The organism is Spirosoma endbachense (genome assembly GCF_010233585.1).
GTDB lineage: Bacteria > Bacteroidota > Bacteroidia > Cytophagales > Spirosomataceae > Spirosoma > Spirosoma endbachense.
On record NZ_CP045997.1, the window covers coordinates 9204007 to 9230158 of the forward strand.

Below are 26152 nucleotides of genomic sequence, written 5' to 3' on the forward strand. Positions count from 1 at the left end.
AGGCTTATCTAATGGATAACATCATTCAAGTTAAAATCAGCCTGCGCGGCACCAAACCACTCATCTGGCGACGCATACTGGTGGAAAAGACTGGTACGTTTGAAGCACTGCATGAGGTCATCCAAATCGCCATGGGCTGGACCAACTCGCATCGGCACGAGTTTACCGCAGATGGAGTACGGATTGGTCAGCCACTAGATGAGTTTGACATGGATTACGGCGAAAAGTTGATCGACGAAACAACGGTTACCCTGGAAAGCGTGCTGACAAATGGTACTCAAAGGGTTGACTATACCTATGATTTCGGGGATAGTTGGGAGCATACCCTTGTCGTGGAGAAATGGCTTCCTGTTGATGCTGCTATACGGTATCCTATGTGTACAGGTGGCAAGCTAAACTGTCCACCCGAAGACTGTGGTGGGATTCCCGGTTTCTACGAGCTGCTACGCATTGTGAATGACGAAGGACACCCCGAGCGGCAGGAAATGCTGGAATGGCTCGGCGGGGACTATGATGCTAAGGCGTTCGACTTACAAGAGGTGAACCAGCAGTTAACAGTTTTTTTTCACTCATCATAAGTTAACCAATTAAGGCGGGTATAGTCAAGATTACCAATTGGGCAGTTAACCAATGCCATATGCAACGGGTTAGCATTGACTTAATTGCCCAAAAAATAAGCGTCTCACAAAAAGCTCCCCAAAGTGAGAAAAGAAAATAGTAGCTACAAACTATAAATCTCACCGTCCACGGCCGAGGTTTGCAACCGCCCGACGGCCCGGCAATAATTCCTGCCCGGTTGCAACGGGAACCCATTTAAAGAATGGATTCAAAGATTATCACAGGAATAACTCTCCGCTTATACGTCCGCGCTGTTGAGATCATCACATTAAGCGACGGATTTTGTACGAAACGGCAAAACTACCCATTCCTGTTTCAATTGAAAGGTATATGCTAAATTGCGTATATATTTATATAAATGATTACCGCAATGAATAAGTCGGTTTATACCTCAGTTCCTGACACCTCAGACGCAAAGTATTGGGAGCTAAAGTCCAGGTAAATCGAGAACGTTTGTACCTCGCAACCCAAAATTGCATAAGCAGCTAAAAACAGAGGCATGGATAAAGATACAGATGAATTTACCCAAGCAGCACCGAAGCCGCGAGTTAGGCGGACCAAGAATAAATCAGTAATTTCTTTTCGATACTCACCCAGGGTATAGGTAGTTTTGCCACTTTGTGCAAAAATCGTCTCTTGGGTTGTATTTTGTTTAAACAGGGGTTTAGCTAATTGTAAAATAGGCTATACAACAAAATAAGAAGCCTGTTTGCTAACCAAGGGGCTAACTCAATTGGCGACTCCAATAAAGCATTTATGAGAAGATTGTAATGATAATCTCCCCATTAATGCCCGACAATTCACAAAAAAGCCCTACGGTAATCGACAAAACCATTAGAACTGAGCACTTGAGTAAATTTGGTAAGCAATTAAGGCTACTGAAGTGTCATTGTACAACAACACCACCACCTGGTGTCCAAAAAAGCGATCCGCCCTGGAATCTTTGTAGTCGACCACCTGCATGATCGTGTTCTGCTTCAATGGGATAACCGAGATGACTTCGTTCCCAATTCATCGAACTCCATTTATCACGGATAGCGCCATAGGTTTCGTGAGCTCCGGTTTCAGGTGTCCAATGAATTGATGATTCTGGTTTGTTCGGTAAGTGAATAGCTCGGAAATGATTATATCGGCCACGCCCGTCCGACGTCGGAGATTCATCGTTAATTGGGTAACCAAATTTTTCTCTCCCAATCTGAAGCCAGCGCGCGCCTATTGACCCCCAGACAATATGAGCTTCAGTTTCAGGATGCCAGGAGATAATGCCACCTACAAAATTTCTGTACCGGCCGATTCCGTCATAAGTTGGAATTTCATCAGAGACGGGTTTACCTAACCGTCCAGATACCCGACCTGCTGCTACCCATTTGTCACGAATAGCCCCAAATACACCGAATTCGTTTACTGCTTCGAATGTCATTGTATAACTGCCGCCATCACCGCGGCTCCAAGTCGTCTTCTGGATGAGTTCTCCCCGTTCCGCACGAGCTAGATCCTCCATTGAGAAGACTAATTCTTGAGAGGGTCCGATTTTATCATCATAATTGGGACCCCCAGTTGGCGTTCCAGAAGCTGAATTGACATCCCGAAGTAGGGCCATAACTTTATTAGTCCGGTCAAGACTAAGCGATCCAAGGATTGATGATCCAACGATGCCTTTCACAATACTTCTAAGCGCTTGCGGATTACCATCATCATTCTCCATCAGTGTCACCAAAAAGATGACATTGTTTGGATCAGTCAATTGGGCAGGACGAGCATTGATTCCCCAAAAAGAGGATGAAATGCCTTGGGAATAATGCGTTTCCCGACTGCTCACACCATCAAAAGCATAAAGAGTTACATCAAAAGTTGGAACTGGTGTGGCAGCCAGATTAACGACTGTAACAAGTACATAAGGTTCATCAGGGGTTAGCTCGGAAGTATCACTAACACAACGGATGCTGGATAGATAGATCTGGATCATATAACATGATTGTTTACTTGCGAGTTAGTCGTTAAAGCCAGAGAACAGAGTAACAGAAACTACTTAAATAGTGCTTATTTTACTTCATAAGCAGTTGATTATATAGTGGGTAGAAAACTCCAGCCCCCTTGTGTTTTTAAGCACCTGTGACTCATAATAAAGTCCATAGTTATCCTCCCTCAGTATAGTTAGTTTACCAAGAACAACAGTATTATTAAATCCCAGATCATGAGTGATCCTAGGCTTTATAGCCGTTGGCCCATTGGCTGCTACTGTCTTAAAAAACGCACCTGGACAAAGCATAAACCTCTCCGGATCGGCTTCATTAAAGGCCGCTAAATAGCCGCATATAACGCCCTTTTCTAGGTCAACATGGGTTATACCTTTTGAGCGATCTGTGAGAATCCGTTGCTTTAATTCCATTGGTGAGTGAGGTTATCCGTATAACTATGCTGATGCCTGTGCAACAAACGTTGTACTTCTTGCTATACAAACGCTATACAGCAAATTACGTGAGTTGAGCCAGATTAACCTGCGTTAAGAATTTATACGCTGAAGCTATCCACCAAAGCTTTCATTCTTTTCTGATACGAGCTGAATAACAAGGTTTAGTCGGCGCAAACACTGCTTTGTTAGTTACGATAACTATGTAAGAAGATTCTAGAAAATTAAATGGCATTTTCAAAAATACCCTTCATCATAGCTCAAAAAGCCAATAGATGAATAATTATTTATTTGTTCGCCTTTTTAGGTACAATCGAATTGATAATCAATGTTATAGCAGTGAAAAGGCGTAGCAGATTTGCAACGGTTTTGAACGCTGTTTTTCACACAATTTTTAGTTAATACATTATAGATCAAGAAGTTGTTGTTTTTACTTTTAATTTCCGGTTCCGGTTTCTCTCGGTAGAGCACGCCACGCACGAAGGACACAGTACAATTGTACGACACAAAGTCAGGCATATATGAAACAGGGTCGGGTACTCAATGGGAGAAATGACCAAGGTGAGTTGACAACGTAAAAGAAGACCCAATGGACCTATACCGGTTAAGGAACACTAGTTAGCAAATCGATCGCTAGAAGGTGAGTATCGGTCGTTTTGCCGTTTCTTAACACTCCGGCCGCCCGGCGTAAAATCCTCACTTACATTATATCAGGTTGCTTCGGTGCTTCTATACCTAAACGTGAGTGGGCAACCGAATCAACCCAACTGATCAGTGATAAAAAGGCTCAACAATAAAAACAGTAAACAACGATGCTAAGGCGGACACTGTATTTGAGCGGTTTCTTGTTGACTCTGATGCTGTTAACCAGTTGCCCCAGACCCGACCTGGCTTCCGATCAGGCCTTCGTTTTATTTCGACAAAATCGAATCGGTAGCTGGCAATGGGTCAAAACCGTAACACCTACCCGTACCCTAACACCACAGTTAACCGGGCATACGCAAACCTTAAGGACTAGTCGTTTCGACGCGGACACGCTGACCTTTTATCAAGATCAACAGGTAAACTGTCGCTTGAATCCCGATCAATCGACCAACCTCACCAATGTCATTGATCTTCGATCAAAGACGATGCTGACCAGTTATCTGGATAGTACCCAGCTCCATCGCTACTATATCAAATTCTTTTTTGAGGCGACTCAAAAGGCGACGACGATGCAAACCAGTGCTCCGCTGGTCTATCTCAATCCGGACTATGATACCGTTCGCATCTATTACCGAAAACAATAAGGGCGTTTTTCACGACATGGATTGAGGAGACCAAATTGCTTTTGATGGCCCCACTCGATAGAATATTTGCAGAGAGTAGTAGCCCCTAGCGGTTGAGTCATGCCTTACTAGTATATATTCGTTGCAAAAAATACCTACCGATCTATTGAGAACCAACGTTTAATGTAGCATCTTACCCTCTTTTAGCCCGTGCGTATAGATCTCTCCTTACGCGCTAATTTTACTCACTACCCCAACGTATGGTTTCCCAGCCCCCAAAAACGCAGAATTACTTCGCTCCACTACTCGTCATTGGCATCTTGTTTTCCGTATTTGGCTTTCTCACTTGGGTCAACAGCGTGCTAATTGCCTTTTTTAAACAGGTATTCAATCTAAGCACGGTAGCGTCTAATTTAGTCGCCTTTGCCTTTTTGATCTCTTATACAGTGATGGCTGTTCCAGCATCCATCGTGTTAAAGCGGACTGGCTTCAAGAAGGGAATGTCACTGGGTTTACTAGTGATGGCCACGGGAACAGTAACGTTTGTACCCGCCGTTCGAGTGGTCTCTTACCCACTCTTTTTAATCGGTCTGTTCGTAACGGGTATCGGTATGACCGTGCTCCAAACAGCCGCCAATCCATACGCCACTATTCTAGGCCCACGGGAGAGCGCAGCTCAACGCATCAGTTTTATGGGGATTGCCAATAAACTGGCCGGTATTGCCAGCCAATATATTTTTGGCGGCTTACTGCTAACGGGAGCTGGTACAGTAACTGGAGCGGCTTCATTGGAGAAGATCGTGTCGCCTTATCTAATTTTGACGGGGTTATTGGTCGGGCTGGCTGGTTTGATCCGTTTTTCGAATTTGCCCGAAGTTTCCGAAGAACAGGACGATCCATCGGCCGATGTGACAGCAGGTACAACCGACCGATCTGAACACACCAGTATTTGGCAATTTCCTAATCTGGTGCTAGGCGTCATCACGCTGTTTTGTTATGTCGGTGCCGAAGTCATCGCCGGGGACACTATTATCAATTATGGTCGGGCACTAGGGTTTGCTAATGACGAAGCCAAATATTTCACCACCTACACACTTTATGGGCTATTAGGGGGCTATCTACTAGGTATCATTTTGATTCCTCGTTTCATCTCACAGCAGGCAGCTTTGCGTTTCGGAGCCCTTTACAGCCTAGTACTGACCATAGCTACTTTGCTCACTAGTGGTTTTCGCTCTGTGCTGTGCGTAGCGTTGATGGGTTTTGGCTTAGCTCCCATTTGGCCTGCTATCTGGCCGCTGGCGTTGAACCGGCTCGGCCGGTTTACCAAAACGGGCTCAGCCCTGTTGATCATGGGTATATCGGGTGGAGCCTTGTTACCCTTGCTGCATGGCTATTTAACCGATGTGGTTAGCCCTAAACTGGCGTATGGGCTGTTACTACCGTTGTTTGGTTTTATTTTGTACTACGCTATCTGGGGCTACAAAAAGACGAGCTGGTAGAATCCTCACGACTGCTGGCCTATCAAAGCCGAACTAACAAATTCTCAAAATAGGCTCGAATTGAGCTACCTTGCTTTTTCGACAACGATTAGTCTGGTCAATAATTATATGCCACTCATATGCCGTAGAAAGGCAGTCGTCAAGCTTATTTTGAAAAATCTTTGGAGTCCCTAGCTTTGCGGAAAACGTTAACTGAGTCCTGTTAGGCACATTCACTACGTTTGTAAACGTATTTCTAAATAGTTCAAATGAAAAATTTCATATCGCTACTTACGTTATTGATTTGTATTCATTTCTCCCATGCACAGGATTTCAGTGCCTATAAAAAAGCGCTTTTTATCCAAGGTAAAGACACGTTGCGTTACAGAATATTACATCCTGAAAGTTATGACCCCGCAAAGTCATACCCTTTGGTCGTTTTCCTGCATGGGGCAGGCGCAAGAGGAAATGATAATGAACGTCAATTCATCGATGGCGGTAGTTTGTTTTTACATGATTCGGTCCGGAAAAAATTTCCTGCTCTGGTAGTTTTGCCGCAATGTCCTGCGGACAGCATGTGGTTCAAAATTCCTCCGGGGCCGCCTTACGATACAACAGCAGCCTTTAACCATAAGATGAACACCCTGGCACTTTCAACACCAGAACGGATGGTCAAACTTTTAATGGACAGTTTAGCGGAACATAAAATTGCAGACAGAAAAAGAATTTATCTGGGCGGCACTTCACTTGGCGCCTTTGGCACTTACGATTTGATCATCCATTATCCCGGTTATTTTGCGGCTGCTTTTCCTATATGTGGGCAGGCTAACGTAGAGCTGTATCCTAAAAGAGCAGCCCATGTTCCGGTGTGGATTTTTCACGGTGCGATTGATGACGTTATTAATCCCTGGCCAGATAGGAGCCTGATAAAAGCGTTACAACAAAGCGGTGCAAAAAATGCGAAATACACAGAATATCCAGGCTTAAAACATGATATTACGGGCAACGTATTTGCCGAACCAGATTTGCTGCCGTGGTTATTTTCATTTAAAAAATGAAGTTCGGTAATAGGCTTACACCTGAGCCAACTATTAGTGGCTTAAAACTATTCTCAAAAAAAGCTCCATTTAGGAAGCAGTTAAAAAAGAACTCCATCAACTCAAATGGGAGCCTAGCATGAGACGACGGGAATTTCTTAAACGGGGCGCACTTTAACCTTTACACCCTCATTGGGTTGGGCTGTTCGCCTGACCTACAAGCGTGCTCTCTGTCGCCCGACAACACACCTTGTAAAGCTAATATCAATAATGACCTGCAGGGCTTTCTTATAAAACCAGTTCTTGATTCATGAACTGAATCAATGTTAGGAATTTGTCGGCAAAGTCTTCTAGTTGAGCAACCATATTTTTGGGCTTTTTTCGCCCTAACAAGTTGATAACCACCAATCATTTTGCCTTGAAAGGGCGGTTATACCTCAAAGCCCTGCAAGCGGCTTTTGCGGAACTGGCCGTCCTCAAAAATCAACTCAGCCAACATCCACAAATGGAGTTGGCGTAACATCAGTTATAATTTTGACTGGCAATCACACCCGTGATTGTATAGTGGCCCCATTCGGTTGGGGCCACTTCTTTCCGGTTGCCTCCCAGGTAGTGCAGTCCCCGGTCAAAATAGCGAACTGTTTTACCGATTGGATTTTGAGAACCAAATAAGGTCTGAGCAACCTTGTCGGTAATTATCATGGAATTCGGCTCATGAAGGGCCGTCCTTTTATCGCCTTTCGTCAAGTCAAAACTGAATACCTCGAAAAAGGAAGGATCTGAAAAAAAACCGCGAATCTCCGCGGTTTTACGATTATAGATGGCATCTCCTCCAACCCCTCTCACCAACCTTGTAGCCTGTTCTACAATGGGATAGTGGTTCTTCAACTCCGCAGCCAGGGGAATCGGTGAGGTTGCATTGGGGAAGGGCGAGTTGGCGTCATCTGAAAGAAGGCGGTAAATCCGCTCCTTCTGCTGGTTAAATTGATCATACTCCTTCTGGTCGGCTAGCATCAACACGATTAACAGGCCGACAGACAGGGCTAATGCCAGGCCTAAAACATTGATCAGTGAAAACACTTTGTATTTAAGGATATTCCTGATCGCTACGGTTAGATAATTTCCAAGCATAAAAAGAGCGTTTATGAGCGAGATAGATGGGGGATCCTTACCAAAAAACGTTCAAGCTACCCAGGTTTAAGCGCCCTTATAGTATAGGGCAAACTTGGTAAGTACAAACAGTTTGCCATATACTATAAATGGCTGAAATTCAGCCTATTTATATAGAAATTCACCTATCATGTGTCCGATTATGGACATCCTATGTCCGATTTAGAGCAGCCTTCCCTGTTCTCTAAATTTCGCACTTGTCACAAGGCTCACGATCGTAGTGCTGGAACTGTCGCAGGAAACCCTCCTATTCGAGACGGTTGAATCTTCATGACTCTGCTTCAAGAAATGGGCGTTCGGCGAGACAAGGTCCTATTCCAAAAGTCTTTAGAACACAGATATCTGTTGTAGCTCACTGGCTAAGTCATGAATCGCTGTTTGAATTTTATTGGCTTGGGCTTGGGACGCCCGTTTATTGCCTGACACATATTGTTGCAAAAGGTTGGGATTGATACCAGCTCTTGCAGCGATTGCCGATATTTTCAGCTCTTGGTAAAGCTCGAAGAAGGCCGCTAAATTATACTCACATTGAAATTCGAAATCGTCAACTTGGCGGTCTTGCCAAGGCGATGCTTGTTTGCCTTCATGCGCTAAATAATCCGCAAGCAAGTTTTTTAGCTTAACCAAAATAGTTGGTACGGAGTCCGATTGGGTTGTAAATAAAAAGCTATCGGATTTAAGTTGTGCTACAAATTCCTTATGGCCCCATTCGATTCGGACAGGTAAGCAAATTTTTTGTGCTACGCTATTCATACCCACCATTTAGCTAAAAAGACGTTGCCAGGCATTCCATATAGTTCTTGGATTGAAGGCGACTTTATGAACCCTCGCTTTAAGACCTGCCGTTTGAAAAATGTCATTGAGCAGTTCGACTTTGAGCGGCTGTTCTCCTAAGTTGGGAATAGATATTAGCTTACTATGGCTAGAGTGGCTGAAAAGGAAATCACCTTCAACTTGTCTAATCTGTTGCCATCCGGCCTTTTCCAGCATTATAATCAGCATTGATGTTTTCATATCGACGAAATGTTTACGCGACAAAGGTAATATTTTTATTACCCTACAAATCGGTTTGGGTAATTTTTTTATTACCTAATTTTGTCGGCAACCAATTGGCATTCCGAATGGGTATTGCAGAGATTTAACTACGAGGGCAGAGGGAGGATGAACTTCAATCTCATAAAATGCTCCCAAATGAGACGATGCAAGCTTCATGAATTCATTCGGGTTTTATGTGACGGCGGAGAAATCCCCTAGTCTTTGCTGGACTAAACAAATTAGATCAGAAGCCGTTGCGGGGCAATTCCCGGCGGCTTGGAGTTTGGAAGGCATTAGAAACTAGCCAGGATAGCCATCATCGTGATTAAGGTAGGATGTTCTTTAGAATGAGCATCCGCAACCGCCCATCATGCTGATCGCCCCACTGCCCGATGGCGCCAATAACAGGGATGAGTGATTTGCCGAAATCGGTAAGATGATATTCAACCTTGGGCGGCACAACCGGGTATATTACTTTCCCAACCAACTCGTGGCTTTCCAGTTCCTTCAACTGTACATTCAGCACGCGTCGGGAAGCACCCGGAATTTTTCGCTGCAGCTCGCTGGGCCGTTGAAATCCTTCGTTGATAAACCACAAAAGCCGCATCTTCCATTTTCCGTACAGTACTTCGCCGATCAGGTCAAGCCCGCAGTTCAGCTCTGGTAAGATCTTTCGTTCGTACATACCACAAAGGTAGCTATACGCCTTGGGCAGGTCAATAGGGATAAATTTATCCCTATTTGATTCGTAAGTCCGTACTTGTCAGCCCCGGCCATACACCCCAAATTTGGCCTAAACAAATCAACTAGGTTATGGTCTTTACATTTGAAAACGAACTGGTGGGCAAAATCGCACTGGTAACAGGCGGCAGTAAAGGTGCGGGTAAAGCGATCGCTGACCGCCTGTTGAAAGCGGGGGCAACGGTGATCATTACGGCAAGAAACAAGCCGGAAGACGAAACGAATGGTGTCCATTTCATGGCTGCCGATTTAAGCAAACCGGGCCGCCGGGCGGTGCTCAATAACGTCCGCAACAAGTTAGTTCTACGCGTTTTTGCCTGCGTTCGGGAAGACCGAAATTATGACAAAAAGTATACGCCCGCGCTTGTTTAGATCATAGAAATCGGTCCGACCACCAGGTGATTACGCACATTCAGGCCGACTCGGCTGACCAAAAAGATTCACGCCATTTGGTAAACATAGTCGACCGAACCCGCGCTCGTTTGTCAAGTTTGAACTTATCACTTCAGTGTGTGCTAGCCGATGCGGCCGGGCCGCCGTCGCGGCTTTAGCTCAGGCGAAAACTATGCCGCCTTAGAGAATCGACATAGTGAGGTCTATATCCCTTTGTTTGGGCGTTACATTCCCGTCCGTGAGCCCTTTACGTATGAACCTGAGAAGGATAATACCGCTGCAATCACGGAGCCATTTTACGCAATCACGGCCTTAAGATGGCCGGTGGGTATGGTAACTATCACTACATTGCCAACTTGAGTGCCTGTCAAAATTGTCCCATCAAGGAAAGTTGTTGTGGCAAACGAGATCGTAAATCACTCAGTGTGACCATGTATATTCGGGAGTATGAGCGGATGGAAGCTCGCTTGACGAGTGCGAAAGGGAAGCGGCTGAAAAGGCGACGGAGTGCGGTGGTTGAGCCTGTAACGGTCCGCCGTCGCGGTTGGTAGTTTACTGAACTACTTTGGGATGCGTCGGGCGCCAGGCAAAGGTAAAACGAGTGCTCACAAGCGGATGGTAATGGCGGCAACAGCCTACAACCTCAAGAAGTGGCTGTTGGCAAAGCGCTGGCCTAAAGTGGTTACTCAAGTGTTGGCTTTGCAGCCAGAGGACTCTTTTTTTGCCTTTATTGGATGGGTTACTTCAAGGGCTATCTCATCCCAAAAGGGTTGTGCAACAGTCACGGACGTTTAACTGAACGGTGATTGGGTAGAGGGAAACAAGAGAACGAGCAAGCAACGCTAAGTTGGTAAGCGCCAAAGCCGTCGGTCAACAGGCTGAATTTCTTGGCTGACAATTTGAATCTTTTCAAATAAACGGTGTGCCGGGTGCAAAAGCACATTATAAGATAGGGGTACTAATACAGAGGGTACAGCAACCCCTAACTGGTCGGGTACTGCTAACCAGTCTTTCAACCAAGTTTGGGTTCGCTCGTAGGTTTCGTCTTGCCAATAATCAGGTAATTCATTCCGCTTATAATAGTGGATGTCATCGGGCACTTCTAAAGAAAACACCCAATAAGTAGGTAAGTCCTCATAGCGAACTGCTGGAGCGTGGGCTAGGGTTTCGACTAAGCCCAACTCAGGTGTTGATGTAGCGTACAACACACCGACACCTTTGGGATTCCAGCGGCCACCGAATAACCGACTCCCCACCGCCGATAGGGGTTCCTGCCGATATTTGTCCCGGATGATGCGATAAAGAAGGCTCATAAGGGCTTAATCAGGCTGGCAAACCGTAATCTAAGCGACCCAACACATCATCGGCTAAACCAAAGCCTGTCACCGTGTCGAGTAATTGAAGAGGGGCTTGGCTAGCCAATTCCCGAATGGGTGTTCGTAGCCATTGCAAAACGGTTACTTTGCGTCCCTCAAATGTATCCAGGGCATGTATTAATAGATTCTTCAGTAAAAGCAGGCGCTCGGAGGCATCTACGCTAAAGCGTTGCTCATCCTTAAGTCGGTGTAAATTACGGGGTGTCATATTAAGAGCATAGGCCATTTCCCGATCGGTTAATCCGACTAGGGCAGCCACCTCATCAACTTGAGAGCGCAGGACTCCCTGACGGGAAGAATTAATCACACCAAAGGGCGAAGAACGACTAGAGCTTAGAGCTTGGTGAACTGGAGTTGCCATGCGAAAGATGAATTAAGTCACAAACGTAAGTGAAACAAGTCATCATAACAAGTAGTTTCCTCACCTATTGCCTAGGGTCATGCTTATGCCGTTAATAGGAACTTTCCAGATTTATTGTCAATCATCAATTTAGCTAGCTTATAAGGCTACAGGATATTTTCTGACTTATTCCGAATCGGACGTATAACTGAACTACTTTTTAGTTAATTCTCCATATGGTATGACCCCAGCCCGTTTGGACCAGGAGGTATAGAGGGCCTCCATTTCTTTAACCCGTTTGGGCTCTTTCCCAGCCATGTCCTGTAATTCAGTTCGGTCCGTTTTCAAATTGTAGAGTTGCCATTGATTAGACGGATAGTCCGAAACGAGTTTCCAGTCCCCCTGACGGACAGCCCGATTACCTTCGTGCTCAAAAAAGAGCGCTTCATGCCCTTTCCAGGATTTTCCCCGAAACACAGGGACAAGGCTTATGCCTTCTGTAGGGGTAATATCGTTTCCTTTGTAGACTTTTGGGTAGGTTCCACCCGCCAGATCAAGACACGTCACCATTATATCTGTAATATGACCTGGTCGCGGGTCAACTTTACCTGGTTGCACAATAGATGGCCCGTACGCAATAAACGGTGTAGCTGTGCCGCCTTCAAACTCCCAGTGTTTGTATAGCCGAAAGGGCGTGTTACTTAAATTAGCCCCTCGCATGCCATAGGCGGTAAAGGAAGAAGGATCACTGGCCGGTTTCTTGCTGCTTTCGTAAATCTGCGGCAAAAACCCATCGGTTGTAATGTTCTCATGGCTGGCTCCGTTATCCGAAAGAAACAGAATTACCGTATTTTGGTCCTGCCCCGAAGCCTTTAATTTTTGCCGGATTCGACCGATGTTCTGATCCATTCGGTCAATCATGGCTGCATAAACGGCCATCTTGTCCTCCCAGCTCTGTTTTTGTTCTTCAGTTAATGAGTCCCAGGCTGGTATCTTGTTATCACGTGGTGAAAGCCGGGTGTCTTTAGCCAGAATGCCCATTGTTTTCATGCGCTCAAATCGCTCTTCCCGAAGCTGATCCCAGCCTTTTCGATACGCTGTTTTATAGTTGGCAATATCTTCCGGTAAGGCATGCAATGGCCAGTGGGGAGCGGTAAAAGCCAGGTAAAGAAAAAACGGTTTGTCTTTAGGGTTTTGCTCAATGAAGTCAAGGGCATGATCCGTATACGCATTCGTTGCATAATACCCTTTTTCGGGTGTATACTCCTGATCGTCCAGCGCGATGGTGAGCTTTTGATTCGGGCGGTACGACGAATTGTCAAAGTAACTACCCGCCCCGTCAATCAACCCAAAATAGCGATCAAAGCCTCGTTTTGTAGGCCAGTGTTCGGGCTTGGTACCCACATGCCATTTGCCCGCCATGTAAGTTTTATAGCCACTTTCCTTCAGTGCTTCAGCCAGGGTCACACAATGCTGATTCAGATAACCTTGATAAGCCGGTTGCGGGCGAGTATTCACCATATCGCCCACCCCTGCCTGGTGTTGGAACAGGCCCGTCAACAGTGACGCCCGGGTGGGACAACAACGTGACGCATTATAGAACTGCGGCATACGAAGCCCGTTTTTGGCCAGATCATCCAGGTTTGGCGTCTTAATCTCAGAGCCATAGCAGCCAATGTCAGAATAGCCCATATCGTCGGCCAGAATCAGGATGATATTGGGCTTTTTCTCTGGTAATTGTAACGTAGGAGAGCACAGCAGCGATAAGGCCAGAAACGAAATGAAGAGTTTGATTGCCATTTTGGTGAGGGAATATAAGGGCTTTTAAAATGGGGGCACTTTATAACCTGTGCTTAGTTGAACAGGCCGGTATTGCCCTTGTCCCAAATCGGGCTCAGATGCTTGACAAGATCCGGGTGTTCACCAGCAACGTTGTGATTTTCATTCGGGTCGTTCTGGTGATCATATAGTTCAACGGTTGGTTCCTGAGTACGAAAGTATTTGGTCAGCCGGTAGCGATCCGTGCGGAGGGTAATGCCCTGTTTAAAATAACTATAGGCCACATTATCCCAATGCGTCAATTTCCCCTTTTTTAGCAGGCTGCCAAAACTTTTGCCATCCAGTGCTGTTGGTGCTTTCACGTTACATAACTCCATAAGCGTCGGGTAAATATCAACGGAACTAACGACTTCTTTTCGTACCAACCCGTTTTTCATTGCTGGCGTTTTTACCATCAGGACGCTCCGGACGGCCTGATCGAAGATGGTGTGTTTGCCCCAAACCCGGTAATCGCCCAGGTGCCAGCCGTGATCGCTCCAAACGATCACGATCGTGTTTTTATCCATACCCGACTGCGCTAAAGCATCCAGTACCTTACCCACCTGCGCATCTGTATAACTCACGCCGGCGTAATAGGCATGGCGCAATTTGCGCGCATAAGCATCCGAAACCGGCTTTTCCAGGCTAGCCTGCTCATCGCCCTGCTTGTATCCGTTGAATTCAGCACTTTCGTGCAGACTGGCCGCGCTAACCTTTTCGGGAACAGCTGGGGAGGGCGTTAGGGGAATTTTAGTTTCGTCGTACAAATCCCAGTATTTCCTGGGCGCATTGAAGGGTAAATGAGGCTTGAAGAAACCTACGCTCAGGAAAAATGGTTGCTTCCTGGCCGACAGTTCTTTCAGTTTGGCTACGGCTATTTTGGCCGATAATCCGTCTGGATAACCCTCGTCATCGACTTCCGCGCTTTCATACGGCTTCACCTGGGCTTTCCGGCTTTGGCGGTTGGAGCCGTCGGCATAAGCAAAAAACGCGTTCCAGCCTGTTTTCCATTTGCCAGGATCAAACAACATTTCATCCCAGCTATGGGGCAATTCCAGTACGTTGCTTTTCGGCTCCTCGTACTTATAGACGTATCCATCGGCGGAGTGGCTGATTTTACCGATTCCGACGGTGTAATAGCCGTTCCGGCGCAGATTATCGATGAACGTTTCCGGTACCTCGGCACGGGGTTTTCCGGCGATTTCCTTTTCAATCGCTTCGTTTGTCAGCTCCACGGTGTTGCGCGGTAAACGCCCGGTGAGCAGACTATACCGAGAAGCCCCGCAAGTAGGCTGGGTCACGTATTGATGCATAAACAGGGCTGACTGCTTCGCCAATCGATCAAGATTCGGAGAATGGATAATCGGATTACCGTAGCACGCTAAATCAGGCCGCAGGTCATCAATGCAAATAAAAAGCACGTTTGGGCGCTGGGCGGGTTGATGCTGCCTCGCTCCTATAAACAATACACTGACAACCAATGTCGTAACAACTACACTTCCGATAAATAGCCTGGAGTTCATAAGGACATAAGTGTTGTAACTACCCGAAAGTGGACAATTACCGGGTAGTTTGGGACTTCTTAGTAACCCGGATTTTGGGAAAACTCACTCGGATTCGTTACCCGGTCAATCTGCGTTTGCGGAATCGGGCGTACAAGATGCATTTCCTTGATGTTGGGAGCCGCATCGAGGTTGTACTGTTTCACCCGTGTCAGCAATGTTCCCGTCCGTTTTAGATCGTACCAGCGCAAGCCTTCGCCAGCCAGTTCGCGCCCCCGCTCATCCAGAATGAACTCCAGGTTGATATCAGCAGCACTTACCTGCATGTCTTTTTCCTTGCCCGAAATTGCCGCTCGCGTGCGAACCACATTAAAATACGTGGCCGATTCGGCCAGCTTATTTTGCCGCCAGGCTGCTTCTCCGGCAATGAGATACATTTCGGCCAGCCGAAGAACGATAAAGTCCCGGCGTCCTTCGACGGCATTGACGCTGATGCGTAGGGGATCGAGAAATTTCTTGAGTACTGGAAAGCGTCGACGCTGGCCTCCACCAATCTCGTTATTGGTAATCGTAGAAGCCCCTACCCATTTATCGTTAAAGTCGATGTACCAGTAGGGGGCCGTGTTTTGTACATTGTCGGGAACGGGATAGGTCACAATCTTGATGGCCGTATCGCCGGGCATAACCGTTTTGCCGTTGATTGTCCCTTTGGTATTGGCAAAAAATACGGTTTTGAAAGAACCTTCCCACCGGCTGTCTTTGGTCTGGTCGAAGAGCTTGATCAGATAATTTGTCGGCATAAATCGCTGGTAAGCCCGTCCGTTGGCCAGATCCCGTACGATGGTCGGATTTTGGGTATAGTCGATCAGAAAAAACAGGTGCGCTTGGTTACCGTCGCCGTTAGTCAGCACGTCGCTCGTGAATTGCACCGACCAGATCACTTCTGCGTTTTGATCGTTGTTGATATCCCACAGATTCGCATAGGGTTTGACAAGCTGGAAGCTGTAATTTTTGATGACGTTCGACGCCAGCGCTTCGGCTTCCGCCCAGTTGCCCCGTGTCAGTTGCACCCTCGCCAACAGGGCTTCCGATGCGGCTTTGGTAGCCCGACCATAATTGGCCGCTTTAGCCGGTAAATTCGCTATGGCAAACTGTAAATCGGGCACAATGCCCTGCTCATAGATCGTGGCAACAGGGGTTCGTTTCGCTGTGGTCTGAACCCCAACGGATTCCTGCAGGGAGAAATGGATATCGCCGAACTGTTGCACCAGATGGAAATAAAACAGAGCCCGAAGAAAACGAGCTTCACCCAGGATTCGGTTTTTTTCGGCATCGCTCAATCCGGCCACCGCCGGAGCGCGGTTAATGACGGCGTTCGCCTGGTTAATGCCTACGTAGAAGTTATTCCAGACGGAGGTAACGAACGTATCGGTGCCTAAAAAGTTAGTCGAGTAATCATTTACCGCCGGGTGATTGGTCACGCCCCCAAAACCATTGGTATACATATCGGTTCCGGGAACAGTTAAAAAGCTGGCATCCTCCTGCCCATAAAACACGCGTAAACGGCTATATGTGGCATTCAGGGCGTCACTGATTCCTTTTGGTGTAGCATAATAACTATCGGCGGCAGCCAGCCCCACCGGATTCTCTTCCAGAATATCCTGACACGAAAACAGGCTGATGAGTAAGAGGGCCGTTGATAAAAAGGTATTTATTTTTTTCATGGCTGGGCTTAAAATTTGAGATTCATACCGAATACGTAGACTGCGGATGTCATGGGCGTAGCCCCACCAACGATACCGGAGCTGGACTCTGGATCGACCAGTTTATAAGGCGAGAAAATTAGGGCGTTGTCGGCAGTGCCGTATAGACGCAGGCTTGAAACGCCAACCTTAGCCAGCAGGCTCTTCGGCAGGGTATAACCCAGCGTGATGTTTCGGATTTTGACAAACGAACCGTTGAAGTAGCTAACCGCGTCGGCATACAAGGGCGCCGAGGAGGTATAGGGTATTGGAATGCTATTGCTCGGATTGGTTGGAGTCCAGTAATCGAAATTAATATTGTTGTAGCGCCCCTGCCACTGGTTTCCGCCCAGGTTATGAAAACCACTCTGAAGCATCTGGCCCTGCCGGGCATACACCAGAAAGGAAAAGTCAATTCCCTTATAACTAAACCGGTTGGTAAGTCCACCGCTCCACTTTGGTACGGTCGAACCCAGTACAGTGCGGTCGTCGGCATTGATAACGCCATCGGGCTGCTTCGTCAAATTTCCTTTCGGATCACGCCCGTTGACGTCGGCAATCTTGATATCGCCTGGCCGCTGGCCAGCGGCTTTGGCCGCATCAACTTCTCCCGTTTGCCAGATGCCCAGTTGCTTGTAACTATAAAAAACGCTGACCGGCTTGCCAATGAACCACTTGTTTCCTACATCGTCCGTCTGTCCGTTGAATAATTCGGTAATTTCTTCCTTATTCGAAAAGAAATTCAGACTGGCATCCCATTTAAACCCTTTCGATGTGTTCAGAATGGATCCGTTAAGCGTGAGTTCTATGCCCCGGTTTTGGGTCGCACCAATGTTTTGCAGGATGGACGTGTAGCCAGAGGTTATTGGAATCAACCGATTGAGTAGCAGGTCGCTGGTTCGGGTATCGTAGAGTTCCAGCGATCCGCTGATTCGATCATTCAGGAATCCAAAATCTAAACCAATATTGAGCGTTTTGGAGATTTCCCAGCGCAAATCCGGATTGGGAATGACACTCAGGCTATACCCATAAGCGGCCTCGGTGCCGTACGCATAAATCGACCGCGTCAATCCACCCAGCGTTTGATACGGATCGATCGACGTATTGCCGACAGCCCCGTAACCAGCGCGGATTTTTAGAAATGATAACACTGGATTAGCCTTCATGAAAGCTTCGTCAGAAATAACCCAACCAGCGGATATCGATGGAAAAAACGCCCATTTTCGACCGGGGGAGAGTCGCGAAGAGCCGTCGGCACGCCCGGTTAACGTAAGCAAATAGCGGCTGTTAAAACCATAGTTGATGCGACCCATGTAGGATAATAATCCCCACTGCGTCAGCGAACTACCGATACCTGTAATCACGCCCGAACTGCCCAGGTTGTAAAAGGAAGCCGTTTCGATGGGGATATTTTGCCCACTGGCCATGGACGATTCGAAGCGATTCTTCTGGGTGCTGAACAATCCCACCACATTTAAGCCATGATGCCCGAATTTCCGGTCAAATGTTAGGAGGTTTTCAAGCGTGTAGGCAAAGTTTTGCTGGTTATTGACGCTGGCGGAGTTCACGCTTCCGGTCAACGTGCCCGTGTACGTTCCGGCCCGAAAGGTGCTGAGATCAGGGCCATAGTTGAGCCGATAGGTAAAGCCATCTGCAATTTTGTACTCCCCAAACATCGTAGCAAAGACACGGTATTTTTTGCGCTCATCGGTGTATTGATTGGGCTGGTAATCCATGAGCGGGTTCGCCTGTAACCCTTCTCTGGGATTCGGGTAGGGCACTACGTTCCCGGCCGCATCGTAAGGCGTAATCAGGGGTGAGTAGCCCAGTGCATAGGTATAAGGCCGGTTCACCATGACATTTTGCAGATCGGTCGACACTGTCGCGCTGACACCTACTTTCAGCCGTTCCGTTACGTTCATATTGATATTCGCCCGGAATGAATATCGGCGATAATCGCTTTTCTGGAGAACGCCTTTTTCGTCGAAAAACGAGCCAGACAGATAGTAGGTTGTATTTTTTGCCCCTCCGCTGGCCGCGATCTGATGACTTTGCTGAACGCCATCACGCAGCACCAGATCCAGCCAATTGGTTGAAACGCCGTTCTTTAAATTCTCGGCTTCAACCGGACTCATAATCGTAGCATCCTGACTGGCATCTTCAGCCGATAGCCCCCGCGACACCCGAACGTATCGCGCAAATTCGGTTCCGTTCATGGACAGAAAATTCTTTCTGGCTTTCTTAATGCCGTAATAGCCATCATAGCTAATGACTGCCTTCCCTTCCTTTCCTTTCTTCGTCGTAATCAGAATGACGCCATTGGCCCCGCGTGAACCATAAATGGCAACGGCGCTGGCATCTTTCAGCACCTCCATCGATTCAATATCATTGGGATTGAAATCGCTGATACTCACGTCGGTTGGAATGCCATCAATCACATACAGGGGGTTATTGCTGGCATTGATTGACCGGTTCCCCCGAATGCGGATCACCGGACTGGAGCCGGGATTACCATCCGCGCGGACAATATCCACTCCTGCCAGGCGACCCTGCGCATTGGATAGTACATTAGAGGCTGGTGTCTCGGCAATATCCTTGCTGGATATGGACGAAATGGCCCCGGTCAGATCACGTTTCTTTTGGGTACCATAACCCACCACCACCACTTCATTCAGTGATTTTTCATCAGTACTCATCGCTATTCGAAGGGTAGTTTGGCTGCCCACCGAAATTTCCTGCGTCTGGTAACCAACAAAACTGAACACCAGTACCGTTGGGCCGTCGGGTACGTTGGTCAACCGGAATTGGCCATTACCATCAGAGGTGGTTCCTCGTTGGCTCCCTTTTATAACCACTGAAACACCAGGCAACGCTCCGCCTTTTTCATCTAAAACGGTACCGGAAACATCATGATCAATAGGCGTATTCAATAGCGTTCTTTCTGAGGAGGCCGGTTTGGGGCTGATAGGAGGAGTAGTGGAAGGCAACCGATTTAGAATGATCTGTTTTCCCGACACTTCATAGCCTAGGTTCATCGGCTTAAGCATCTCTTCCAATACCATTCCCAGCTTTTCCTGCTGAACATTCAGAGAGATTTTTCGCTCCGCCTGGATCAGGCTCGTGCTATACAGGAATTTTACGTTCGTCTGCTCTTCAATAACCGCCAAAATCGTTTTCATGTTCTGATTTTGCAGGTGAAGCGTAATCCGGGTATCCAGAATGGTTTGCGCTCGAATGCCCGTAGCCAGCGCCATACTGGTCACTAAAAACGAAATAGCCAGCGGCAGACAACTTATTCGCACAATCGTTTGCCAATAAGCCAGGTTTGGAAACGTTTTTCTCATGTATGTAAAGGTTTTTATTTGATAAAAAAAGACATAAAAATTCCTTTCCGTCATATAACGGATATATGTATACGTAACAAAAAAAGAATTGAAACACTAGCTTAGTGGCTCATAACAAATGGGTTCAACGAGTTGGGTTTGGGGCTACATAAACTTATTTATTGACAACCTTTGGCTGATATAACAATCTGCGCATCAACCACTTCATATTGACCTTCGATGCCCTTGCAGAGCAATCTAAGTTTCTCATACAGCGGCTCCTCCGCCAGCGATGCCGTTACCAGGCAGTTGCCCAGTAACTCTTCATCGTAAATAATGTCAATTCCGTAGGCCTGCTCCAAAGCCACGAAAATGCGTGTTACAGGTTCATCTTTAAATTCAAATCGCTGAAGGTGAACAGGAAGGGGTGCAGAAACCAACGATTTCTTCATTCGCACATCGCTGCGCGAGAACGTTATTTGCTGATTAGGCGTCAGCACAACCCCTTCCAGTTCCCGATTGGCTTTCATCTCATTGGCTCGGCTATCGTTTCGTGCAAAGACCGATACTTTCCCCGTTTTTACCTGAACCACAACCTGCTTACTGGCGTCGGTGGCTTTAATCCAGAAGCTTGTGCCCAGCACTTTAGTCACCAACTCATCGGCATAAACAAAGAACGGTTTATCTGGATTTTTGGTTACCTCGAAGAACGCTTCCCCCGACAAATAGACCTCTCGTTTGACCTGACGATCCAAGTCTTTGGCGTAACTGATCCGACTATTGGGTTTCAGCAAAACAGTACTTTTATCCGGTAAACGAACCAGCAAGGGTACAGTAGATAGATTATTATTTTCCTGTAATGTAGCAGATGCCTGATCAATGAGTTGCTCATATTGGGTGGGCATCTGATTCTGCTTATATAACCAGAGGCCAAGACAAAGCAGCACCGAAGCAGCTGCCAGCCAGGGCCAGCCAAAGCGAGATTGAACAAATGAGACAGTTTGTATCCGCTCCTGCACCTGGTTGAATATCCGCTCCACCTGACGGTCGTCTGGATAGTTCGCTATGACTTCCTGTTCAATCGACAATAAAATGGTTCGTGCATCATCAATTATAGGCAGCATTTCAGGGTGCTCTTCCTGAAAACATTCCCAAAACGTATTGTTCTCCGGCGTCGGCTGATAGACCCATTGGGTAAAGGAATCATCTTTTAGAAAGTTCTCTAACTTATAATCAGCATAGCCCATGCTACTTTTTGGCTAATAAATAAAACGATTCCTATATTAGGAAAGAGGAGATAAAGAGTGGATTTAACTCACTTCAAGCAAAAAAAATAGCAATACAAATAAAATACTCCCTAAATGGGCTAGTTGCCGGAGTTTATGAAGACCCCGTTGCAGTAGATTTCGAACCGATTGCTCGTTGATGGCTAAGATTGACGCAATCTGAGCGTAATTGAAGCCCTGGTAATAGTAGAGCATAAGGACTTCGTACTGCCGCAGGGGTAAACTTTTCATTTTACCCTGTAAATCAGTCGTCTGTAGCTGTATCGTTTCGGCATTGATCAGTTCAGTTTCCTGGGCTGGGCTGATAGGTAAAAACGCTTCGTCCGTGGATTCCCAATTTTCAGATAACGATTGATCAGGTCGGATCGATTGGTGAATCTTCCGGCGCAGTGAACGAAATAAATAAAAGCGGGCAGACTCCACATCGCTCAGGCGTCTACGACTCTGCCATAAATCGACAAACAGATCCTGAACCGCATCTTCTACCGCCTGTTCGTCCTGAGATATTTTGTTACCATAACTTAACAGCACCCGGATATAGCGCTGGTATAACAACGAGAATGCTCCTTTATCTCCTTGCTTAAACGCCTGCCACAATAACTTATCGTCAGTAGTTTCTGAAAAAGGCATAATAGGAATCAATAGCCGCTCTCACTGGAGAACACTTACAAAATGTTTGACATACATTATCAAAGGATAATGCATGTTTCAACTTACCATAAAAACAATAAAAATACAATAAAACAGTAAAATACTCTTAAAATACAGGAAGTATTACTTTATGTATCATATAGCCCTGAAAATTGCACACACTATGTTGATCCTATTAGGACATTTTCGTGGACGATTAACGAATCGATTTGAATTAATGGAACGTTACATCCGGCATGTCGACGACTGAACTAGCCCGTTTAATTTTTACGCGTGACATACTTTATTGGCGTAAGCAGTTGAATGTAGCTGACAAAATATTAATTCAATTTGCGTAATAATCTACATCAATACTAGTCCAACTTACGGTTTCTGACGGTACGATTTTGGCGATAGACCCGTCTGTTTGCGGAAAAATTTCCCAAAGGCGGATTGCGTACCAAACTGTAAATAATCCGCTACGCTATATTTTAGTTTGGTAAGTCGCTCAAAATCTGACTGATCCGTTTCTGAAAGGCCCAGGTCCATCATAAAGGCGCTATGTGTCATTCCATCTTCATCGACCTTCACGATACCAAACTGAGTGACCGAAAATATATCCTTTATTTTGGCATTCACCACTTTAAATAGGTCCACCCGGCTTTTAAGCGAAGCAATTTCGGTACTCAGCGAAAGCAGGATCGTTTTCTCGTTTTCCCTGCGTTCCAGTTCGTCTCTGCTCAGCAGGTTGGATGCTGTAATAGCGAGCTGGGAACAAATGCTTTTAAATAGCCCCAGCTGCGGTTTCATGTCATTATGATTAAACGTTAAAACCGCAACGTCTTCCTGCGCTAAACGGATCGTATGACAGCCCCAACCCCTAAAATTGATCGCATCTCCCATTTCCCGGTACGGGGCTGTTCCGGGCAGTTGGTAATATTCCTCTGCCGTGAGCAGCAAGACATCGGTGGCATTCTTGGCAACCTGGTAAAGCTCGTCATTATTATCTTGAGGTAACTCAATCAGGTCTTTAAAATCAGGGTATTTCGCTATGGCCGTGTCCCGGTCAAATAGGTAAGCCCATCGCCATTTTTCATCCCTTGAAATAATATAGATACAGTATTCATGAATGTTGAATAAGTTATCCAGTTGCTGACCAATTATTTTCCCCAGCGTGTATTTGTCGCTTGCCGACGCAATGGCATTGCTGAACGATAGAATTTTTGATTTCTCTTCTTCACGACGATTTATTTCTTCGTTCGCCAAGATGCTATTGACCGCAATTGAAAGCATACTGGCTATCTGCCTAATCAACCGAAGGTGGCTCGTAGTGGCGTATTGATTATCAAGTTGGGAGATCCCCCAAATGCCAATGGCCTTATCACTTATCGATAATTTGCTCCAGATAAGCCGCTTAATACTAGTTTGATGCGAGATACGAGTATTCCCGTCATGGCTAAGCACTTGAGTCACATCCTCAACGACGGGCTCTTTAGCGTTCAGTATTTTACTGACTGTTTCGTTGTTCATCAGTCCTTTATTCGTCAATCTTTCCCGGTATGTGGCGTCATCCGTTTCTAAAGGGATGTCATCCAAAAACATCGAAACGGACGATTCATCTGGATTGATCAACTCAATAAAATGGCTATGAAAGTCAACTAACCCGTTCAGTTTTTCGGCAAGTACTTTTTGAAGATCCCCTCTGTCTCGAACAGCGGCAAATTCCATATTCAGTGCCTGAATTATCTCACTTTGCTCAATCAGTTCCAGTAAGCTGCCCGACATGGCTCAAATGGTGTTACGTTTTTGTCAATTATTCATTTTGGCACAAAATGAAAAGCGAACTAGGGTCCGAAAAATCGACGGCTTGCTTTGTGACGGTACCAAATTGAAAATGCTCCGATCAGATACCGGAGCATTTTCAAAAATAGTAATCTTTATAGGTTACTGTTTAACCACTTCGGCAAGCTCAATCATATTCCCCCAGGGATCCTGGATGAAGGCCAGGTTTCTTGTTATGGCTTTTAGATAAAAAGGCTGGCCAATAACGGTGACGTCCCGATTTTTCAACTCGGTCAGCACCTGTTTCATATTCGTTACGTGAACACAAAAATGGTGGTAACCGCCGTTTTCAAGACTTTTCCCAAGATCATCGAATTTTTGATTCGGGGTTAGCTTACCACCCGCCAAAATCTCAATCCAAAAACCATTCGTATTCGCCGGGGCCAGATAGGCGAGTTTCTCGTCCGCATAATCCCACTCGTGAATGACTCTGAAATCCAGTTTCTCCGTATACCATTTAATGGCCGCAGCATAATCGGGAACCCGAATGCCGACGTGGTTTCCACTAATACCCGCGAGAGCACTTTTGGGATTCAGAGCCGGCATGTTGAACCCGGTGGCTTCGCTACGTTGGGCTTGTGCTACCGTGTTCACTACCAGTAATAAACTGAGTAGCCACGTTTTTTTGATGAGCGTTTTCATGTTGTGATTGGTTCTGTGTTGTTTGATGACACAAAATTGGTCACAGTCAGGTCCTGACATTGTATTAAGAACAAAGCATGACTTATGAATTTCAAAGATTAATAGCATACACGCAGGCATATACAAGATTAATCTGAATGATCCGACGCATTTATGAACCCTGCCGAAACAGATTATCTAACGCACTGCTTTCTTTTTAATTTACTGTTTTATTATACGCTCCCGGTGTTGCTTTCCCCATTTGATCATTTCTAGAATAATGTCGCCAAAGCTCTGGCAATATTCTGTCGAGGTGTACTCAACCCCCACTGGCGTTGTCGGAATCACCGTTCGGCGAATCAATTGATTAGCCTCCATCTCCTTCAGTTCGCGCGAGAGCATTCGGGTTGTGATGCCGGGTATACTCCGCTCAATATCGCGAAAGCGTTTGTTACCGTTACATATTGAATTGATGATGGGTAGTCTCCACTTGCCGCCAAGTACATAAATTGTATCCTGTAAAGCCTGTACTTCCTGGCGTTGATTCCGGGGATTGGCCAAAACCTCATTAGCCATCTCTAGTCGCTTGTCTTCCTGCATAGCTGGTATACTTGGTTGTACTGGTAACAAAGTTATACCAAACAAGCTATACTTTTGCCTCGATTAAATTAATTGTTAAGTTTATGAATACGCTAACAGGAAAAATAGCGCTGGTTACGGGCGGAAATAGTGGCATTGGTTATGCCGCAGCTAACGAATTAAAACAACAGGGAGCCCAGGTCATCATTACCGGTCGGCGAAAAGAGGCCGTTGAGAAGGCCGCTACCGACTTAGACGTCACAGGTGTAGTGGCTGATCAAGGGCAGCTTGCCGCTGTAGACGAACTGGCTGCTTTTGTAAAGGATAGGTACGGAAAAATTGATATTCTCATTATCAACGCTGGTGTACTGGGTGGCGCTAGTATTGTGCAAGCAACGGAAGAAGCATTTGATACCGTATTTAACGTCAATTTCAAAGGGGCTTACTTTACCCTAAGCCGGTTTATCCCCTTACTCAATGACGGTGGATCCGTCGTCTTTCTTTCGTCTAACACAGTCAGTATGGACGGGGCTAATTCGTCTATTTACTCGTCTAGCAAGGCGGCTTTAAATGCCATTATGCGGATTGCGGCTGTCGAACTGGCTCCCCGCCACATTCGGGTAAACAGTATAAGCCCAGGACCCACTCAAACCGAGATTCTTAAGAAGGCGGGTAATGCCGATGATCAATTACAGCAGCTGAACAATTGGATGATTGACCGTATACCACTTAAACAGATAGGTAAAGCCGAGGATGTTGGTAAACGGGTGGCTTACTTCAGTAGTGATGCGGCTAGCTTCATTACCGGTGCTGAACTGATCATGGATGGTGGCATGAGCCTGAAGAGATAAATGTAAGCAGGCACAAAACGGACTATGAGTTTGGTCCGTTTTTTAGTTAATACGTATGCTTCAGCTTGAACTCTTTTTAAACTCGTTTACTT

General features: G+C 46.3%; 22 protein-coding genes and 3 pseudogenes. 8 read left to right on the top strand and 17 right to left on the bottom strand.

The window, feature by feature from the left end; genetic code table 11:
- Positions 1-11: 11 nt before the first annotated feature.
- Positions 12-578, top strand: coding sequence for a plasmid pRiA4b ORF-3 family protein (locus GJR95_RS37000; protein ID WP_162390648.1), 567 nt, complete (start codon positions 12-14; stop codon positions 576-578).
- A gap of 926 nt (positions 579-1504) precedes the next feature.
- Here GJR95_RS37000 and GJR95_RS37005 read toward each other — a convergent pair.
- Positions 1505-2584 carry an LGFP repeat-containing protein gene (locus GJR95_RS37005; protein ID WP_162390649.1) on the bottom strand — a complete coding sequence of 360 codons (1080 nt, stop codon included), beginning with the start codon at positions 2582-2584 and terminating at the stop codon, positions 1505-1507.
- A gap of 84 nt (positions 2585-2668) precedes the next feature.
- Positions 2669-3007: an HK97 family phage prohead protease gene (locus tag GJR95_RS37010; RefSeq protein WP_162390650.1), complete on the bottom strand. Its 339-nt coding sequence runs from the start codon at positions 3005-3007 to the stop codon at positions 2669-2671.
- An 833-nt stretch (positions 3008-3840) separates the two neighbouring features.
- On the opposite strand from GJR95_RS37010, the gene GJR95_RS37015 reads away from it, so the two are divergent.
- From GJR95_RS37015 to GJR95_RS42625, 4 genes and pseudogenes are all read left to right on the top strand, one after another.
- On the top strand, positions 3841-4317 hold the full coding sequence (locus GJR95_RS37015) for a hypothetical protein (RefSeq protein ID WP_162390651.1): 477 nt from the start codon (positions 3841-3843) through the stop codon (positions 4315-4317).
- A gap of 239 nt (positions 4318-4556) precedes the next feature.
- Positions 4557-5795: a glucose/galactose MFS transporter gene (gluP, locus tag GJR95_RS37020; RefSeq protein ID WP_162390652.1), complete on the top strand. Its 1239-nt coding sequence runs from the start codon at positions 4557-4559 to the stop codon at positions 5793-5795.
- A gap of 248 nt (positions 5796-6043) precedes the next feature.
- On the top strand, positions 6044-6832 hold the full coding sequence (locus GJR95_RS37025; protein ID WP_162390653.1) for a carboxylesterase family protein: 789 nt from the start codon (positions 6044-6046) through the stop codon (positions 6830-6832).
- A 382-nt stretch (positions 6833-7214) separates the two neighbouring features.
- Positions 7215-7331 (top strand): annotated as a pseudogene (locus GJR95_RS42625) (IS701 family transposase); the annotation flags it as partial.
- 2 nt (positions 7332-7333) lie between these two features.
- Here the strand turns inward: GJR95_RS42625 and GJR95_RS37030 are convergent.
- The 4 genes from GJR95_RS37030 to GJR95_RS37045 form a co-directional block, all read right to left on the bottom strand.
- A complete protein-coding gene (locus tag GJR95_RS37030; RefSeq protein ID WP_162390654.1) occupies positions 7334-7942 on the bottom strand; it encodes an ABC transporter permease in 609 nt (202 codons plus the stop codon).
- Between the two features lie 366 nt (positions 7943-8308).
- Positions 8309-8734, bottom strand: a complete 426-nt coding sequence (locus GJR95_RS37035) for a hypothetical protein (RefSeq protein WP_162390655.1) — start codon at positions 8732-8734, stop codon at positions 8309-8311.
- A 9-nt stretch (positions 8735-8743) separates the two neighbouring features.
- Positions 8744-8995 carry a type II toxin-antitoxin system HicA family toxin gene (locus GJR95_RS37040; protein WP_162390656.1) on the bottom strand — a complete coding sequence of 84 codons (252 nt, stop codon included), beginning with the start codon at positions 8993-8995 and terminating at the stop codon, positions 8744-8746.
- Positions 8996-9341: 346 nt separating this feature from the next.
- The gene (locus GJR95_RS37045; protein WP_162390657.1) at positions 9342-9701 is read right to left on the bottom strand and encodes a winged helix-turn-helix transcriptional regulator; all 360 of its coding nucleotides are present in this window, start codon (positions 9699-9701) and stop codon (positions 9342-9344) included.
- Between the two features lie 128 nt (positions 9702-9829).
- On the opposite strand from GJR95_RS37045, the pseudogene GJR95_RS42995 reads away from it, so the two are divergent.
- Both GJR95_RS42995 and GJR95_RS42910 read left to right on the top strand, forming a co-directional pair.
- Positions 9830-9961, top strand: a pseudogene (locus tag GJR95_RS42995) (SDR family NAD(P)-dependent oxidoreductase); the annotation flags it as partial.
- A gap of 479 nt (positions 9962-10440) precedes the next feature.
- A pseudogene (locus GJR95_RS42910) lies at positions 10441-10701 on the top strand (transposase); the annotation flags it as partial.
- Between the two features lie 291 nt (positions 10702-10992).
- Here the strand turns inward: GJR95_RS42910 and GJR95_RS37060 are convergent.
- From GJR95_RS37060 to GJR95_RS37110, 11 genes are all read right to left on the bottom strand, one after another.
- Positions 10993-11463: an RES family NAD+ phosphorylase gene (locus tag GJR95_RS37060; RefSeq protein WP_162390660.1), complete on the bottom strand. Its 471-nt coding sequence runs from the start codon at positions 11461-11463 to the stop codon at positions 10993-10995.
- A gap of 10 nt (positions 11464-11473) precedes the next feature.
- A complete protein-coding gene (locus tag GJR95_RS37065; RefSeq protein WP_162390661.1) occupies positions 11474-11887 on the bottom strand; it encodes an antitoxin Xre-like helix-turn-helix domain-containing protein in 414 nt (137 codons plus the stop codon).
- A 192-nt stretch (positions 11888-12079) separates the two neighbouring features.
- Positions 12080-13666, bottom strand: a complete 1587-nt coding sequence (locus GJR95_RS37070) for an arylsulfatase (protein WP_162390662.1) — start codon at positions 13664-13666, stop codon at positions 12080-12082.
- A 53-nt stretch (positions 13667-13719) separates the two neighbouring features.
- On the bottom strand, positions 13720-15207 hold the full coding sequence (locus GJR95_RS37075) for a sulfatase (protein ID WP_162390663.1): 1488 nt from the start codon (positions 15205-15207) through the stop codon (positions 13720-13722).
- A gap of 59 nt (positions 15208-15266) precedes the next feature.
- Positions 15267-16910: a RagB/SusD family nutrient uptake outer membrane protein gene (locus GJR95_RS37080; protein WP_162390664.1), complete on the bottom strand. Its 1644-nt coding sequence runs from the start codon at positions 16908-16910 to the stop codon at positions 15267-15269.
- 8 nt (positions 16911-16918) lie between these two features.
- On the bottom strand, positions 16919-20272 hold the full coding sequence (locus GJR95_RS37085; protein ID WP_162390665.1) for a TonB-dependent receptor: 3354 nt from the start codon (positions 20270-20272) through the stop codon (positions 16919-16921).
- A gap of 158 nt (positions 20273-20430) precedes the next feature.
- Positions 20431-21498, bottom strand: coding sequence for a FecR family protein (locus GJR95_RS37090; protein WP_162390666.1), 1068 nt, complete (start codon positions 21496-21498; stop codon positions 20431-20433).
- Between the two features lie 63 nt (positions 21499-21561).
- Positions 21562-22167: an RNA polymerase sigma factor gene (locus GJR95_RS37095; RefSeq protein ID WP_162390667.1), complete on the bottom strand. Its 606-nt coding sequence runs from the start codon at positions 22165-22167 to the stop codon at positions 21562-21564.
- 384 nt (positions 22168-22551) lie between these two features.
- Positions 22552-23952, bottom strand: coding sequence for a hypothetical protein (locus tag GJR95_RS37100; protein ID WP_162390668.1), 1401 nt, complete (start codon positions 23950-23952; stop codon positions 22552-22554).
- A gap of 159 nt (positions 23953-24111) precedes the next feature.
- Positions 24112-24651: a VOC family protein gene (locus GJR95_RS37105; protein ID WP_162390669.1), complete on the bottom strand. Its 540-nt coding sequence runs from the start codon at positions 24649-24651 to the stop codon at positions 24112-24114.
- Between the two features lie 201 nt (positions 24652-24852).
- Entirely contained in the window at positions 24853-25230 is a 378-nt protein-coding gene (locus tag GJR95_RS37110) for a winged helix-turn-helix transcriptional regulator (protein ID WP_162390670.1), read from the bottom strand.
- A gap of 83 nt (positions 25231-25313) precedes the next feature.
- Here GJR95_RS37110 and GJR95_RS37115 point away from each other — a divergent pair, with 83 nt between their 5' ends.
- Positions 25314-26060, top strand: coding sequence for an SDR family NAD(P)-dependent oxidoreductase (locus GJR95_RS37115; RefSeq protein WP_162390671.1), 747 nt, complete (start codon positions 25314-25316; stop codon positions 26058-26060).
- The last annotated feature ends 92 nt before the right edge of the window (positions 26061-26152 follow it).